The sequence below is a fragment of the Streptomyces sp. CB00316 genome, assembly GCF_001905595.1.
Lineage (GTDB): Bacteria > Actinomycetota > Actinomycetes > Streptomycetales > Streptomycetaceae > Streptomyces.
On sequence record NZ_LIXI01000017.1, the window covers coordinates 1 to 16,900 of the forward strand.

At 71.1% G+C, this 16,900-nt stretch carries 11 protein-coding genes; 2 read left to right on the plus strand and 9 right to left on the minus strand.

What is annotated here, in order from left to right; all coding sequences use genetic code 11:
- Positions 1–707: 707 nt before the first annotated feature.
- From AMK21_RS32305 to AMK21_RS32340, 8 genes are all read right to left on the minus strand, one after another.
- A complete protein-coding gene (locus AMK21_RS32305) occupies positions 708–2,057 on the minus strand; it encodes a cytochrome P450 (protein WP_073882716.1) in 1,350 nt (449 codons plus the stop codon).
- Positions 2,054–2,602, minus strand: a complete 549-nt coding sequence (sgcE6, locus tag AMK21_RS32310; protein WP_073882755.1) for an NADH-dependent FAD reductase SgcE6 — start codon at positions 2,600–2,602, stop codon at positions 2,054–2,056. Before sgcE6 ends, AMK21_RS32305 begins: the two co-directional genes overlap by 4 nt.
- Positions 2,603–2,720: 118 nt before the next feature.
- Positions 2,721–8,594: a type I polyketide synthase gene (locus AMK21_RS32315; RefSeq protein WP_199863328.1), complete on the minus strand. Its 5,874-nt coding sequence runs from the start codon at positions 8,592–8,594 to the stop codon at positions 2,721–2,723.
- Positions 8,591–9,718, minus strand: coding sequence for an enediyne biosynthesis protein (locus tag AMK21_RS32320; RefSeq protein WP_383854895.1), 1,128 nt, complete (start codon positions 9,716–9,718; stop codon positions 8,591–8,593). The genes AMK21_RS32315 and AMK21_RS32320 overlap by 4 nt, the downstream gene beginning before the upstream one ends.
- Positions 9,715–11,643 carry a CRTAC1 family protein gene (locus AMK21_RS32325; protein ID WP_079181312.1) on the minus strand — a complete coding sequence of 643 codons (1,929 nt, stop codon included), beginning with the start codon at positions 11,641–11,643 and terminating at the stop codon, positions 9,715–9,717. The genes AMK21_RS32320 and AMK21_RS32325 overlap by 4 nt, the downstream gene beginning before the upstream one ends.
- A gap of 12 nt (positions 11,644–11,655) precedes the next feature.
- Positions 11,656–12,624, minus strand: a complete 969-nt coding sequence (locus tag AMK21_RS32330) for a DUF1702 family protein (protein ID WP_079181313.1) — start codon at positions 12,622–12,624, stop codon at positions 11,656–11,658.
- Between the two features lie 78 nt (positions 12,625–12,702).
- Positions 12,703–13,701, minus strand: a complete 999-nt coding sequence (locus AMK21_RS32335; RefSeq protein WP_199863329.1) for a DUF1702 family protein — start codon at positions 13,699–13,701, stop codon at positions 12,703–12,705.
- 43 nt (positions 13,702–13,744) lie between these two features.
- Positions 13,745–14,041 carry a hypothetical protein gene (locus tag AMK21_RS32340; RefSeq protein WP_073882720.1) on the minus strand — a complete coding sequence of 99 codons (297 nt, stop codon included), beginning with the start codon at positions 14,039–14,041 and terminating at the stop codon, positions 13,745–13,747.
- 989 nt (positions 14,042–15,030) lie between these two features.
- On the opposite strand from AMK21_RS32340, the gene AMK21_RS32345 reads away from it, so the two are divergent.
- Positions 15,031–15,279, plus strand: a complete 249-nt coding sequence (locus tag AMK21_RS32345; RefSeq protein WP_073882721.1) for a hypothetical protein — start codon at positions 15,031–15,033, stop codon at positions 15,277–15,279.
- On the opposite strand, the gene AMK21_RS32350 is transcribed toward AMK21_RS32345, so the two are convergent.
- Positions 15,256–15,723, minus strand: a complete 468-nt coding sequence (locus AMK21_RS32350; protein WP_199863330.1) for an acyl-CoA thioesterase — start codon at positions 15,721–15,723, stop codon at positions 15,256–15,258. The genes AMK21_RS32345 and AMK21_RS32350 overlap by 24 nt on opposite strands.
- Positions 15,724–16,284: 561 nt before the next feature.
- On the opposite strand from AMK21_RS32350, the gene AMK21_RS32355 reads away from it, so the two are divergent.
- On the plus strand, positions 16,285–16,713 hold the full coding sequence (locus AMK21_RS32355; protein WP_234422114.1) for a carboxymuconolactone decarboxylase family protein: 429 nt from the start codon (positions 16,285–16,287) through the stop codon (positions 16,711–16,713).
- Positions 16,714–16,900 lie beyond the last annotated feature (187 nt).

Here is a 16,900-nt window from a genome sequence, read left to right on the forward strand (position 1 = left end):
GTTCGACCAGGCCTTGGGCGTGGTGTGGGGTGGTGGCTTTTACGTGCCGTATCTGTCGTAGAGAGTTTCGTAGCACGGCCCGTACGAGTGGTCTCATGGTCTTTTCTCTCTGTTGTGTTTGGTGGGGGTTGGTTTCTCGGGAGGCCGGGTGCTCCGGGTGTGTTCTGCGCGGGGTGGTGGAGGGTGCGCCGGGTTGCGGGATGGGTTTTGTGTTTCTGTTGTCGGGGTTTCGGCGTGGTCTGTGGGTGTGGTGGGGTCGGGAGTCAGTCCGAGGTGCTCTGCCAGTAGGCGGATCAGGGCGGTGGCTGTTTCCCGGGCGGTGGAGGCGTTGTGCGCGGTGGGTGAGGCCGCTGTGCGGAGGTCCGTCGGGCCCGTGGGGGGTGCTGCTTGGGCCGGTGCCGGGGTGGTGTGGCCGCTGTTCCTCGTGGGCTGCCTCCTCGCGGGGGCGGGCCCCCGCCCGGCCGTCTGCCCGGCGTGGTCCGCACGCTCCGTCTGCCCGGCGTGGTCCGTCCGGTCCGTCCGGTCCGTCCGGTCTGTCCGGTCTGTTTGTCTGGGGTGGTCTGTCTGGTCTGTTCGCTGCTTCCGGTGTGTCTGTTTGGGGTGGTGTGTTCGGTGCGGTCGGGCTTGTGGTGGGCGGGGCCGTGGTGGGCGGGGCCGGACGTGAAGGCGTATCACTCTGGGGCCTGTCGGGCGTTCCTGTTCGTCCATCAGCTTGCCGCGCTCACCGTCATCGGGAGCCCTCCGCGCATTCGTAGCGACAGCATCGGCTCGGGGACCGCCCGGTGCCCGGGGGCGGTACGCAGGTCGAGGTCCCGGGTGAGTAGCGCGGTCACGAACACCGCTTCCATCATGCCCAGGCTGCTGCCGACGCAGAACCGCGGTCCCGCGCCGAAGGGAAGGTAGGCGTACCGGGGGCGGCTGGCCACCGCCTGCGGGCTGAACCGTTCGGGATCGAATTGTTCGGGATCCTCCCACAGACGCGGGTTGCGGTGCATGATGTACGGGCAGATCAGGACGTCCGCGTTGGCCGATACCGTGTACCCGCCGACCTCGTCTTGCTGCTGGGCTGTCCGCGGCAGGATCCATACCGGCGGATAGAGCCGCATGGCTTCCTGGACGACCATGGTCGTCCAGGTCAGCCGGTGCAGGTCCTCGATGTTAGGGAGACGGCCGCCCAGGACGTCTCTGGCCTCCTCGCGGACAGCGGCACGGACCTGGGGATGACGTTCCAGCAGGTGCAGTGTCCAGCCCAGGGTGCTGGCTGTCGTCTCGTGTCCCGCGAGGAGCAGGGTGACCAGCTCCTCCCGGAGCTGTCTGCGGACCTGTCGGGGCCGCGTGTTTTGCAGCCGGGCCGCCTCGATGATCCGGGACAGTGCGTCGTCACCCCGCTCGCCGTCGGCCATCCGCGCGCTGCGGTCGGCCACCAGGAGGTCCGCCACCCGGTACAGCTCCCGGCGTGCCCGGCGGAAGCGGGCCTGTGCGGGCAGCGGGAGCCACCCGGGCACCGTGCCCTGGGAGACCATCTCCAGCATCGCCTGGTCCTGCACTTCCTCGAAGGCCGGGGCGAGGGTGTTGTGGGAGGTGAGGTCGGAGTCGAGCAGGGTACGGCCCAGTACACCGAGGGTGAGGCCGGTGATCTCCTGGAGGACGTCGACCGGGCCGTGTCCGGCGTGGGCGCGCAGAAGGGCGACCAGTCTGGCCGCTTCCTGTCCGACCGCGTGTGCTTGCCGGTTGACCCGCCCCGGCTTGAACGCGGGCTGCACCGTCTGGCGCTGGGCCCGCCACACCTCACCGTCGCTGGTCAGCAGGCCGTCGCCCAGGACCCGGCGGGACTGCACGAGCCCGATGCCTTTGTGGTAGTTGGCGCTGTTGTCGGCGAGGACGTGTTTGGCGTAGTCGGGACGGTTGAAGATGTAGAGCTTCCTGGGCCCCAGGGACACGCGTACGGCGTCGCCCAGGGCGGCCGCGTCCTTCATCATCCCCAGGCGGTCCACCGCGAACTTCTTCAGCAGCCCCGGCAGGGCACCGGCCGGCGGACCTGGCGGGTCGGTCCTCATGTCACCTGCCCTTCGCCGTGTTCAGGGGCGAACCGCCGGAAGCGGCCGCCGGTGAACAGCAGGGCCTCACGCAACGGCCAGCGCACCGCGGAGAGCACCTCGCCGAGAAAGATCGTGTGGTCACCGCCTTCGTACAACTTCTTCTTCGCGCACTCCAGATGCGCCACCGCACCGGCGATCAGCGGTGCGCCGGACTTGGGCCCGGGCTGCCAGCCGACGGTGTCGAACTGGCCGGCCCCCACGGGACGCGAAGGGTCGGCGAAGTGGCGTGCCACGGCCTCCTGGCCGGCATCGAGCACCGACACCGAGAACGTCTGCGAACGCTCCAGGCTGCCGTGCATCAACGCGTCCTTGCCGACGCAGACCAGTACCAGGGGCGGGGAGAGGGAGACGGAGGTGAACGAGTTGGCCGTCATGCCCCGCGGGCAGTCCCCGCCGACGGCCAGCACGGTGACCCCGGTGGGGAAGGTGCCGAAGGCGCCCCGCAGTTGTTTTCGGTCCTCCAGATCGACGCGTTCCATGGACGGAACAGTGGTCGGGCTCATGTCTGCCTCCCTGTCAGCGGCCGGGATCCGGCCGCGCAGGACGCCGGCGCTCGTGCCGGCGTATCGGGGATCAGTACGGGTACGGGGGCGGTGACCGGGAGCCGGCCCGTGCGGCCGGTCACGGACAGGTCCCCGCGGCGGTGGCGGCGCTTTCCGCGCCGATGGCGCTTTCCGCGCTGATGGTGCCGATGGTGCTTTCCGTGCTGATGGTGCTTTCCGTGCCGTCGGTGAGGAAAGCGAACACCGCCGGCTCCAGGGTGTCGCGCAGCGCCGTGACGAAGGTGGCGATCCGCAGCCTCCCCGCGGTCAGGACCACCCAGTTGTCCTTGCCCGGCGGAGCCAGGGCCAGGGGTGCCCCGGCCATCAGCCCGGCCTTCCTGAGACATTCCACGGCGCCCCACACACGCGTCGCCGCGGTGTCGGGGGCCTCGCCCGTCTCCTTGGCCACCAGAGCGGCCAGCTCGGCATGCTCACCGAGCAGCCCCGCCCATTCGGTGGTGCCGCGCACGCAGACCGCCTCGATGTCGCAGGCCACGGTCTGCGCGGCGGCGACCCCGAGGGTCACCCCCAGGCCGTGGGCGGCCGAGATTTGGCGGCCGTCGGCGAGTTCGGGGCGCCCGTCGGGCCGGTAGCGCACCTCGACGCTCTCTCCCAGTGCTCGCTGAACGGCCCGTGCGGTGGCCGCACGCCGCTCGTTCCTGGACCCCCCGGCACCGGGCAGGTCCGGTTCGACGGCGACGTCGAGATGGACACCGAGGACCTCCTCCACAGTCCGCTCCAGGTAGGAGCCGAGCAGCGGGGCGACCCACGGACCGGACCCGTCCCTCTTGCGGACGGCGCGCAGGGTGAGCCCCTCCCACCGTTCGACGACAGTGCCGTCGGGAGTGCGTACCGCGATGTCGTACACGTAGGTGTCGCCGTCCCGGTGACGCTCGGTGGCGCAGTAGCGCACCTGTCGCGGCAGATGGCCGCCGGCGGCCATCGGGTACAGCCGCTCGATGCCGGACGGCAGCAGGGTCGCGTCGGGGACACACACCTGGTTGCCGTGCATCAGCGCGTCCCGCATCCCCGGGTCGGCCAGCAGCAGCGTGCCCGGCAGGAACCCGGCGAACCAGCCGGAGGGCTCGGCGACCGCCACATCGGCGTCGACGTGCCGGGCGGCCGCCCGGTGGAAGCGGCGCAGCCGCTGAAAGCGATCGCCCTGGAAGAGGACACCGCCGTACAGGTCGGCCGCCGGGTCCAGCGGAGCGGCGGGGACGTCATCGCCGGCCTGGGCCGGGGGCCCCTGCGGGATGGCGGCCCCCGAGTACACCAGCCGGGCCCGGAAGTGTTCGGCGACGAAGCCGGTGTCCTGCGCGTGAATGACCACGTCCACCGTGTCGGTGTCGGTGACGGTGGCCGCGATCCGGATACGGGTGCTCCCCGCGGGCGGCACCACGATGGGCCGCAGGAACTGCGCCCCCTCGATGACCGGCACGTCACCGCGCCCGGTGACCGCGGACGCCACCTGGACCATGGCCTCCATACCGATCACCGCGGGCAACAGCATGTGGTCGTCCAGGAGGTGGTCGGCAAGGTAGAGATCGGTACCGCCGTTCAGTTCGGTCTCGGTGACCAGTTCGACGCCGTGGTAGCGCACCAGCGGGGACCCGGTGAACCGCAGCAACGGCATCGGCGGGAGGTCGCGGCCTACCGTTGCGATCCCTTCGGTACGTCCGCTGATCACCGTCACCACGGGGGCGTCCGGGTCCGAGATCAGCCGCAGGAGGATCTCGACGCCCTGGTCGGGCGAGACGGGGACGATCCCCTCGCGCGACAGGGACTCCACGACGGAGAGTTTCTCGCCCATGCCGACACCGGACCACACGGACCATTCCATGCACAGGGCACGGCAGCCCGGATTGTCGCGGGCGACCTTCTCGGTGAGGTCGGCCAGCCACTCGTTGGCGGTGGCGTAGTGCGCCTCCCCGCGTAGCCCGGACCGGCCGATGATGCTGCCGAAGGACACCAGGAGTTTCAGGTTCTCCTCGCCGACGGCGTCCAGGACGGTGCGCAGCCCGTCGACCTTGGGGGCGAACGTGGCGTGGAAGGCGTCCATACCGAGGCTGGTGAGGGAGGCGGGCTCGTTACGGCCCGCCCCGTGGAGCACGGCGGTCACGGGGCCGAGCGCGGCGGTGAGCACGGCGACGGCCGCGGCGACGCTCACCGGGTCGGTGACGTCGGCAGCGGCGTACCGCACCACCGCCCCGCTGTCCTCCATACGCCGCAGGTTCGTGGCGAGATCCTCGTCCAGGGCGGGGTCCGACCGGCCGATGACAGCCAGCTTGACGCCGGTCTGCCGGGCCACGGCCAGGGCGCACTCGGCGGTGATGCCCTTGCCCCCGCCCGTGACGAGCAGGACGTCAAAGTCCTCCAGGACCTGGTCGCTACGCCCGGCGCGGACCGGCAGGGCACGGAGCACCGGGACGCGGCGGGTGCCGTCCTGGGCGAGATGGACCTCGCTGAAGCGGGTGGTCGCCGCGACCTCCGCGGCCACCCGCTCCGCGGCACCGTCGGTCACCGGGGTGTGGACGACGGTGGTCCGCAGGTGCGGTGCCTCCAGATGGAGGGTCTTGGCCAGCCCGGCCGCGCCCCGGCCGTGCTGCACCAGGACGAAGCGGCGCTCCCGGTCGCCCGCGAGGGCGGCCTTGGCGCCGTTCAACGCGTGCTCGACCTGCTCCCGGGTGCAGGCGGGCGGCAGGCAGACCAGGACCCCGGAGCCCACCGCGGCGCTCTCCAGGGCGCTGCGCACGTCCTGGGCGAAGGGGTGGTCCTGGGCGGTGAACAGCTCCCAGGAGCCGTTGCCCCCGCCCGGCACGGGGGCGGGCAGCGGGACCTCGTCGAAGTCGACGGCGAAGGGGCGGGCCCACGCGGCGGCGCCGGCCACGACGGGTGCCGCGCCCCCACCGCCCTCTCCCGTCTCGGCGAGGGTGGTGAGCGCCTGGGCCAGTTCGGTCATCGTCGCGGTGGCGAAGTTGGTCGGTACGTGGGCGGCGGTGAGGCCGAGCCGGGCGGCCGCCTGGTTGACGATCTGGCCGACCGTGATCGAGCTCATGTGCAGGTCGTCCAGGAGACTGCTGTTCTCGTCGACCAGTTCGGGCGGCAGTTCCGCCCGTTCGGCGACCAGGGCGCGCAGCACGCCGAGCGCCGACTGTCCCGCCGAGCCGCCGGCCTGTCCGGTGCCGCCGTCGCCGGCGTCCTCGGTCCGGGGGCCGCGCGTGGCGGGCAGGGCGACGTCGGGTGCCTGCTCGCAGGGGTTGGCCAGGAAGCTGAACTCGGCGCCGACCTCCAGCGGCCGGGTCAGCCGGTCGTTGAAGAGCCGCTCGTGGACGAGCGGGGCGCCCAGCACGTAGGCGGTGCCGGCGACCTGGAGCAGTCCACGCAGGGACTCGTCGTCGGTGTCGAGGGCGACGGCCGGCACGTCGGCGGTGGCTGCCGCCATGCCGCTGAGCACCCGGCCCGGACCGACCTCGACGAACAGGTCGACATGGGGGGCGGCCGACCGTAGCGCCTGGGTGAACAGGACCGGGTCGGTGATCTGCCGCCGCAGCAGCTCGGACAGGTCGGTGCCGCTCTCCAGTTCGCCGCCGGTGACGGTGGAAAAGACCCGGCGGTTCACCTCGCCCGTGCCCACGGTGGCGAGCCAGTCACCGAAGGCGTCGGCTGCCGGAGCGACCAGGGGCGAGTGGAAGGCGTGCGAGACAGCGAGCCCGGTGCAGGTGACACCGGCCTGTGCGGCCCGTTCGGTGACAGCGGCGATGGCGTCGACCCTTCCGGCGACGACGGTCTGGTGGGGGCCGTTGTAACCGGAGATGACGACGGGCAGCCCTTCGATGAGCTCCCCGGCCTGCTCGGGGGTGGCGGCCAGCGAGGCCATGGTGCCCGAGGCGCTGTGCTCGGCCATGGCCGCTCCGCGGACCCGGGCCGCCTCCAGCACAGTGGCGGAGTCCAGAGCACCCGCCCAGTGCAGGGCGGAGAGTTCGCCGAGGCTGTGGCCGACGGCGATGTCGGCCTCGATGCCCAGCGCGTCCAGGACGCGCAGTCCGGCGGTGGAGCCGGTGACGATGCGGGGCTGAGCCACGTCGGTGGCGACCATGTCGCCGCCGGCCGGCAGCCCGGCCCGCCCGTACACGTCGGCGGCCTCGGTGAAGCGGCGGGCGAGCGCGCCACCGCCGGCCGAGGTCCCCGAGCCCTGGCCCGGGAAGAGGAACCCGATGCGGGCCCCCTCGCTCGCCCGGCCCAGGACGGCACGGCCGTCCGGGGAGAGCGTGATGCCCCCGTCCCCGGTCGACGCCTCGGCCAGCCGGCGCAGCCGCAGTTCGGCGTCCTGCGGCGAGGTGACCACGGCGGCCGCCCGGTGGGGCAGTTCGCGCAGTTCACGCTGGAGGGTGGCGGCCAGGTCGGCGAGCTGGGCGTAGGAGAGCGTGCCGGCGAAGTCGGCGACCTGGGTGAGGCGTTCCTTGAGCGCCTGCGGTGATTCGGCGTCCAGGAGCAGCAGTTCGGCGTCCTGGAGCGAGTTGGCCAGGGTGATGGCACGGCGGCTGGTGACCTGGCGCTTGGCGGGAGCCGCCCTGTCGAGTACGACATGGGTGTTGATCCCGCCGAATCCCATGGCGGTGATCCCGGCGCGCAGCGGTGCGTTCCCGGGCCAGGCCTCCGCCTTGCGCAGTACCCGCAGGCCGGCCGACTCGCCGGTGAGCAGCTCGTGCGGGTCGACGCAGCCGATGGCCGGTGGCAGCATCGCGGCATCCAGCGCCATCGTGGCCTTGATCAGCCCGGCGATCCCAGCGGCGGCCTTGGTGTGTCCGATCATGCCCTTGATGGAGCTGATGACGGCGCGGGGGGCGTCGGGACCGGCCTGGGCGCGGGCGCCCATGATCGCCCTGAGCTCGGTCGCGTCGCCGACGGCGGTGCCGGTGCCATGGCCCTCGAAGAGGGGGACGGTGTCGATGCCGAAGCCGGCCCGTTCGTAGGCGCGGGCCAGGGCGAGCTGATAGCCCCCGACCTCGGGGCGCGTGATGCCGCCCTGCCCGTCGGAGGACACGCCCCAGCCCGCGACCGATGCGTAGATACGGTGCCCGGCCGCCAGGGCGTCCTCCTCGCGCATCAGGACGACCATGCCGCAGCCCTCGCCGGGCCAGAAGCCGTTGGAGCCCCGGTCGTAGAGCCGCATCTCGTCCCTGGCGAGCGCTCCGGTCTTGGCGAAGCCGATGATCTCGAACGGGTCGATGGACAGGTCCACGCCCCCGGCGACAGCGACGTCGAGGTCGCCGTACAGCAGCGAGGTGGCCGCGGTGGTGACCGACAGGAGCGAGGACGAGCACGCCCCGTCGACGGTGTATCCACCGCCGTTGAGATCGAAGTGGTTGCAGATCCGGCCGGCGATGGTGTTGGACAGACCTCCCGCCAGGGTGTCCTCGTCGACGGCGGGGAACGGCTTCTTGTAGGAGTCCTCCACCCCTTCGAGGAACTCACCCAGGCGCTCATCGCCCCAGCTCTGCCCCTTGAGGGCGTCGGCGAGCACCCGGCGTACGTACGGCCAGCGCAGCCGCATCATGTTGGCGCGGGCGAACTCACCGGTGAGGGTGTTGCCGACGACGACGCCGGTGCGCTCCTTGGGCAGCCCTTCCCCGGCCGGGAAACCCGCATCGGCCAGCGCCCGGGTGGCGGTGTCCAGGGCGAGCCAGTGCGTGAGGTCGGTGGAACGGTAGGTGCTGCCCGCGACGCGGTGGGCGATACGGTCGAACTCCCACCCCTCCAGGACGGCGGCGTTACGGGTGTAGAACTTGTCGGGGACCGTGGGGTCGGGGTCGTAGTAGTCGTCCAGACGCATCCGCACGTCGGGCAGCCGACGAAAGGCACGCCGCCCGGCGATCGCGTTCTCCCACAGTTCGCGCGGGGTGGCGGCGTCGGGGTAACTGCACGACATGCCGACGATCGCGATTCTGCTCATCCTGACACCGCCGCCTTCTTCTCCCGCGCCGCCACCCTGAGGGACGCGCACTTGCCGTGGAAGCAGCTGCCGTCCTGGCACGGCTCCCCGGTGCGAACCGCCGTGGCCGCACCTACGGGAGCGGCATCCGGGACCGCAGAGGACCCCGGAGCCGGTACCGCGGCGACCTGCACCCCGGCCCCTGCCGGGGCCTGCTGCGCCTGCCCCTCCACCGCCGCACGCTGCTTCGCCATGACGTGCAGGCCCCACAGGTAGCCGCCGCGGATCAGGCAGACCAGGGCGGTGGCGAAGAAGATGCCGTACGCGATGCCCAGCCCGGTCAGCACCCCGTACATCGCGGCGACGCCGGCGCCGAAGGCGATCTGGGAGGAACGCTTGGAGGGCGAGGTGCCGGGGTCGGTGACCATGTAGTTCGTGAAGAGGATGAAGGCCACCCCGGTCATCATGCCCAGCGCCGCGGGGATGGAGGTCCCCATCGCCAGGCCACGGATGACCGCCTGGAGGACGAACCCGACCAGCCAGGCGCCGATCAGCCACATCCGGCCCGTCAGCTTCGCGTTCAGCAACGTGCCCAGGACCAGGATGATCGCCGGGAGGACCCAGTCGGCGGGACCGTACAGGTACTCGGTGAAATGGTAGGGCGGGGCGATGCTCGCCCACGGGAAGAGCAGCAGGATCACCGTGATCCCGAAGTTCGACGGGTTCATGTAGTGCCGCATACGTCCCTTGAGCGGGGCCCGCAGCACCCACTTGGTGCCGACGGCCACGATGACGCCGAACACCAGGACCCAGACCCGGTCATTGACGTACGTGAGCATGTTCACCGCGAGACCGGTGATGTGAGCGGGGAAGAGGAACTCCACCATCCCCTTGAGTCCCCCGCCCGCGAAGCGCGGTGCGCGCTTCTCACCCCTGGCGCTGACCGCCTCCAGGCCGATCTCCACCACGTAGGCGGTGAAGACCGCGATGAACGGCCACAGCCAGGGCTGCTCGAAGCCGAGGAAGGTGTACCCGGCGATGTTGAGGACCGAGATCGAGATCGCGAACCGGCGGAGCGCGGTGATGACCTTCACGTCATGCCGGGGGGCGGCAGCCGTGTTCGCCTTGGTTTCGGGCACGGTCACTTCTCCTTCACGTCGGCGCCGAGTTCCAGCGAGTGCCGGCCGGGGGCCAGCTGGAGATCCTTGGTGCGCACCTGCCCGCTGCGGTCGCGCCAGGTCAGATGGGTCCGCACCGGGCCCTCGGCCTCCTGGCCGAGGCCGATGTGCACGTCCTGGCTGCGCTTGCCGGAGTGGCCGCTGCCGCCGTCGACACGGCCCAGGCGGGAGCTGCCGTCGGAGAGGGTCACGGTGACCTGTGCGCCGACCACGGGCGAACCGGCCCGGTCGGTGAGGCTGAGGTTCAGATAGCCGCCGGTGTCCTGGCTCACGTTGCCGTAGAAGACGGGATCCTCCCACTGGCGTGCCACGACCATGTCCAGGCGTCCGTCGCCGTCGGCGTCCCCGGTGGCGATGCCCCGGCTGGGCACGGGCACGGCCAGGCCGAGCTGCTTGGACAGGTCGCTGTAGGCCTCGCCGTCCTTGTCCTGGACGAAGAAGCGCAGGTGCTGGTCGCCGGCGAGGTCGTCACCCTCCTCCACACGGGGCCAGAAGCGGGGGTGCTTGACCAGCGCGTCGTTGGCGGTGGCGAGCTCCTGGAGCTGGGCCCAGCGGTTGCGCTTGCCCTTGACGAAGCCGACGGCCTGGGCGATCTCCTGGATCCCGTCGTTGTCGAAGTCACCCATCTTCACGTCCCAGCCCCACCCCGACCAGGCGAGGTTGAGCGGTGCGCTCTCGTCCTTGTAGGGGGCGACGCCGTCGCGGAACTCGGCGCGCAGGTCGGCCTTGTCACGGGCCGTCGCGATGAACGCGAAGTTCGACTCCTGGATACCGAAGGACGTGGTGATGTTGGAGACGAAAGCGTCGTACAGACCGTCGTTGTCCAGGTCGCCGAAGTCGATGCCCATCCCCTTGAAGGAGCTGCGGCCGATCTCCTTGGACTTCGGAATGGTCGCCGTGTGCCTGGCCTTGACCTCGCTGAACCTGAACTTTCCGGGGGTCGACCGGTTGTGGAGGAGGGCCGCGGTCCCGAAGTCGTGCGCGAGGTACATCTCAGGACGCTGGTCCCCGTCCAGGTCGGTGGCCGAGACCGCCAGCGTCCAGCCCCGGTCGATGCCCTTCGGCAGGACGTTCTTGACCTGCTCGTAGCCCGAGGGGGTCCAGCGGAAGAAATGGCCGCCGCCGCCGTTCTGGGCGTGGGACAGCGAGTCGTTCATCGTCACCCCGCCGTGCACGGTGTCGTCCAGGACGGGACTGTCGGGGAAGTAGTTCCCGATGTAGATGTCGTTGTGCCCGTCACCGTCGAAGTCCGCGACGGCAGCGGCGTTGGAGTTCCACAGCGGGCCGGTGTAGTCCCCGCCGCCGTCACCGGGAACGAGCTCCACGGGCTCGAAGGACTTCGGGTCCATGGCCGTGGTGTCCTTGCCCGGCTCCCTCTTCGCCTGGAAGATCACCGGGGTACGGCCCCAGTAGTAGACGAGCAGGTCCATCGCGCCGTCCTCGTTGAAGTCACCGGGGACGCAGCCGATCGGGGCCATGATGCCGCTCGTGGGCAGCGGCGACACCTCCAGGGTGAACGGCGCGTACGACGCGCTCCCGCGGCCGGGCAGCGGCGCGGGGGTGACCACGGCCCGGTCGATCTGCGGGTCGGTGATGCACAGGTCGTTGGGCAGGCCGTCGCCGTCGATGTCGTTCATGGCGACGCCCGCGCCGACCGAGGAGATCCACGCCTCGATGTGCTTGTAGGCCTTGTTGACCTTACGGACACTCTGTTTCGTGTATCCGCCCGGCATGGCTATCGCCATCGGCCTGAAGGTGAACTTCTCCGCCAACTCCGCCTTATCGGCAGCGCTCGACTCGCCCGGCTTCACCGCATAAAAGGTGCCGACCATGAGAATGAGTGCGATGACTCCGGGCGCTTGCTTCCGCAGCCAGGAAATCGGGTGTGTCATGCCAGCGCCTTTCTACGCGTGCGGAACGGAAATGATCTCTGCGGCGATACGCTGCCGCCAGATCTCGAATGCGGGGACCTCGCCGCCGTCGCAGCCCTCGGGCGCCGCGTCGGTGCACACCCGGGCGGCTTCCCCGGGCGTCCGGCCGCCGCACAGGACACGAGCGGCGACATGCGTGTGGTCGGTCGTCGTACCCGCCCGCTCGCGTGCCTCGCAGGCGAACGCGGAGCCCTGCGCCAGGTTCGGCCGGTACTCACCCGCATGCTTGGCGAAGCGCCGCAGCTCGTCCTCGTCGGCGCTGCCCGCATAGGTGCAGGCGAGCCCGGCGCCGGCGTACATGTCGCCGTGACGGTGGGCGGGATAGGCGTCGATGAGCTCGGCGACGACATCCGGATCGGTGCCGCCGACGAACCACAGCGCACGGCCGACGCCCTGGTCGATGACCCGGGCACTGTAGGCGTCCGGCCCCCCCTTCCAACTGAAGGGGTGCTCCAGGCCGGGATCACGGACGTAGGCGTCGGTCTTGAAGTACGCCTGATGGAAGCCGTACCCGTCCAGGATCAGCCAGCGCAGCACCGGATCGAAACCGGTCACGTCGGGCCACATGAACCGCGGCAGCCTGGCCATCGCCCAGCCGACGCCGACATAGACCATGTAGTTGTGGCGCCGCCCCCCGCCCTCCAGGATCCCCGTCAGCCGCTTGTTGCCGCCCGTCAGCGAGTCCAGCATGACGGCACCCATCCCGGCGCCCTCGTACGCGAAACCCCGAAAGGCCCTGGGAACCGTCTCCAGCCAGTCGGCCGCCTGGTCCGCGGAGCGTGCCTCGACCGCATAGGCGTAACCCTGGAGAAAACTCACCCCGACCGTTTCCAGCTGCTGCTTGGCCTCCGCGTTCTTGATGTGGAACCCGCGTGTTTCCAGCTGCGTTTCCCGGACATTGGGCGTGAGGACTCGGCGCCTCAGCGCACGCATCATGGACACCTGGAATACCGCCCCTCGATCCTTTGCCTGAATTTCCCGCTCGTTAGACGAAGATATTCGACAGAGGTACCCGCGCGGCTACTCCAGGAATGCTTGACGGGAACGGGCGAGAAGTCGCTCACGCACCGCGCGGCGCCACAATTCATAGGCCGGGACATCACCCGCCGCACCCGGCTCGGGCGCGGCGGCGTCGGCGAGCGCGGCCGCCGCCTCGACGGTGATCCCGGCCAGCGCGTGCAGCGCGGTCCGGGTGTGCTCGGGCACGGTGGCGGAGAAGTGGCGGGCCTTCGCCGCGAAGACGGCGCCCTGCGCCACATGGCCGTGCAGCTCACCGGCCTCGACGCGCAGCGCGGCCAGTTCGACGGCCGTGGAGCAGCCCGCAAAGGCGGCGGCGAGCCCGACACCCGCCCACAGATCCGGCGCACGCCCAAAGGCGAACCTGCGCACGGCGGCGCTGACCTGCCCGACGTGCGCACCGTGGATGAACCACAGCGCACGGCCGATGCCCTGGTCCACCGCCCGCCGGAAGTAGTCCGGGTGCCCGTCCCACGCGTAGGGGGTGTCCGGACGCTGGTCGACGACCCAGCGGGCGGGGTCGAAGTAGGCACGGTCGAAGCCGTACCCGTCCACGGCGAGCCAGCTCATCGGCGGGTAGAACTCCTCGCCGTCGAGACCGCCGGGCATGACCCTCCTCCACAACGGCCGGGGCAGCTTCGCCATGGCGAACCCGATGCCGATGTAGTTGAGGAAGATGTGCCGCCGTCCGGCGCCCTGCAGGAGCGCCCGGGTGCGCCCGCCGCGGCCGGGCACCGAGTCCCGGATGACCGAGGCCATGGTCGCACCCTCGTAGGCGAAGCCCTGCACCTGCGGGTCGACCAGCGACAGCCGCCGCTCGATCTCCCACAGGTCCCTGGACTCGATGCCCCACTCGAAGCCGGCCACCACCGCCTGCGGGATGGCCTCCAACTGCCTGGTGGCAGCGGTTTCGGTCACGGGGAACCCGCGTCCGGCGAAGCTCACGTCACGCAGGGACGGAGCCATCAGAAGTCTGCGCACAGAGCCCATTGCCGTTGCCACGCGGCACCTCCTCGACCGGCCACCAGGAAGGGCGGCGGGAGCCTCATCGTCGGCCGACGGCGCGGATCACGGCATCTCCGGAAGTGCGCACACCCCTGCCGCGATCACGGCACTCGGGCGCTCGGCGCTGCCAGGCCGCCCAGGGCGCGACCGGATACCACGGGATGATCCCGCGGCGCGCCAGCAGCCTGACACCCCAGTACAGGACGGTGAACACGCCCGCGACGATCAATGTCACCGCCGTCACGGCAGCCATCCGGCCCGGCCTGGCCGTCAGCCAGACGGACAGCCGGCCGCCGGCGAAGCAGGCCATCAGGAAGAACAGCACCGCGATGACCACCAGCCCACCGACTGCGGCACGAACGCCGCCGCCCCGTACACAGGACTGCCGCTCTGGCCGCGTCACGGAAGAGCCGGCGGAAGAGCGGATACGGCCGCCCGATGAGGAAGCCGCCCACCAGGACACCCATGAACACCGTCCAAGCGTGCGGGAAACACCGGGCCGAACTCGCGAACGGATCACGGGTGGACCCCAGCGCACTGAGCCCCAGCCAGAACATCGACAGCCCGATCACCCCGAACGTGACCACCGACCGCACCGACCGCACCGACCGCCCCGACAACTCCCCCGGAACGCCCTGCGCTGGGGACAACTGCGGCATCGCCCCCCCCAGAGCGACCACCGCCCCGTACACCGCCGACACCACGACCATTCCCAGGAAGAGCCAGCCCAGCGGCCTGAGCGCCTGGACGGCCCGGCCCGCACGGCTGTTCACGGTCCCCAGCAATCGGAGCGACCGTGCCGAACACCGCGATGTTGCACGCGTGAGGGTCCCGGCGAGACCCGACGTGAAGGCGAAGACCGTCCCGCCGCCACCGAGGCAAGCGGGGCCTCCTCCGGATCACGACCGAGAATCGCCCCCGAGCAAGAAAGGAGTTGGCCACGGACGACGACCTCCGAAGCACGGACGCAGCCTACCGCCCCGACGACAGACGAGGACGTGCCCATGCCCATGCCCCACATCACGATCGGCAACGACGAGCCCGGCACCCGCGGTCTGATGACCCACCGCCCCGGCCCCGCCGCGCCGCTCGGCCACGCCGCCGACGTGCTGCTGCGGGAGCCGGCCTCCCTGAGCGAGCCGCGGGAAGCACGAGCTGATCGCCGCCCACGTCTCCCACCTGAACAGCGCCCCCTTTCCGCGCCCGAACACAACACAGCGGCGGCCGCCGCCCAGCTCGACGCCGGCCCGGACGGCGCACCGGCCACTCCTCGGCCGTGCGCCCCGCCGCGGACCCGCGGCCCAGGCGCGGCAACATGTCCGTCCGGTGTGTCCGACGGACGCGGTCGCCGCGGCCCGCGCCGAAGGCGCCGGGGACAACGGCGTCCACGCCACCGTGCAGAACACCGCGGCCTTCCGCACGGACAACCGCTACGTCACCTCTCCGCCCACCGATGGCTGGGCCGAGGAGGCCTGCCACGGCGCAGCGGCCCGCCGCATCACCGAACCGGGCCCCGGCACGAGCCGCCACCCGGACACCCCTGCGGGCGCCTCAGCCCCCGCGAACGGAGGCTGAGGCCGATACCTGCGCGGCGTACGGCTCCAGGGCCAGCCGCAGGGCCTCGGGCACCCTCGTGGGCCGGGTGTCGCCGTTGGGGCCACGCATACAGGCCACTCGCTGCCGCCCACGCGCCACCAGCTTCTCGGTATCCTCGTGCAACCGCACGTAGTCGAAGGTGAAGGCGATCTGCGTCTGGGTCAGCTCCTCCAGACGCATCTGGATCGAGAGCTGGTCGAACGCGGTGATCTCGGCGAAGAACTCGCAGCTCACCGAGACGGTGAACAGCTTCAGGTCGTCGCGGATGTCGTCGAGCACTTCGGGGGCCATGTCCAGCAGGAACATCTCCCTGCACCGGCCCTGCCAGCGCACGTAGTTGACGTAGTAGACGTTGCCTACCAGATTGGTCTCCTCGAATCCGACGAGATGGCGCAGTTCGTAGAAGGGCCGCACGTCGGCCATCGGCGTTTCCTTTCCTTCGTCATCAACACAGACGGCCACCGGTCACGCCCGTTCGTTCCGGCGCTCGACCCCGACGACGCCCCGTGGGGGGTCCGCCGCCAGCAGGCCCCCCCCGTCCCGCCGGGTGTGGTGGCCGGCGGGACACATCGCGAAGACCGGCGAACGGGGCGACCGGATCCATCACCAGGCTTGGTTCGAATCATGGGAAGGGACCCCACAGATACGATTGAGGATCGCCCAACGGTCGGCATCTTTCGGGTTGCTGGGGGATCTCGGGGCCGGACAACCGCGCAGCGCACAGCGCAGTCCACGGAAGCCGGAGCAATCTTGAAGTGGCACGCCGCCAAGGGGGGAGCGGCTGTGAAGGAAGAGGACGACGACCGCCCTGCGGTCTCCCCGTCTCGGCAGACCCCGGGAACGGGGGACCCCACCACTACCGAGGAGAGCCGACACATGCCGCCGATCCCCCTCCACACCGTCGATGGCCCGCCCGCAGCCGGCGGACAGAGCCCGCGCCGCCTGGAGAAGCGATGGGGCAGGGTGCTCGACAGACACCGGGCCATGACCCCCGCACCCGTGGTTCTGGCCGGCGACGCGGCCACCAGCACGGCCACCGCGGAGCACGGCACCTTCGACACCCCCACACGCGAGGAGACAGCCCCGGCCGTGGGCGCGCTCGACGCGTGCGCGAACTGCCGGCCGGCGCACGACGCTGCCGGTGAAGGCGGCGGGCTCCACGACGGCGCGGACCGTGGCGATCCGCCGCGCGGGGGCGGGCGACGACGCGAAGCCTGCCGCCCGGACCCACGCCACCACAGGCACCGCCGCCGAGGCCGCCGAGGCGGGGGACAGGTCCGTGCCCCGGGCTGGAGGCCCACCCCGCCGACAGAGGTGTTCCTCAACGCGGCGGTGAACCTCCACACCAACCACCGCCACCACCAAGCCCGGACGGAACTCGACGTCCCGACCTCACCGGGCCATGACGGCTGATCGCGCCGACCGCGCTCTCCGGGCCGCACCGCAACCGCGCGGCCCCACCGGCGGAAAGGCAAAAGCCGCTCGCGCGGTCGTAGGGCCGGGGCTCGACGGCCGGCGGGCTCGGGTATCGTCCACGCACGTCGAACGCCGCCCGTCCCGGCACCGCAACCGTGTCCCAAGGGCCCGGACGCACGAGCAA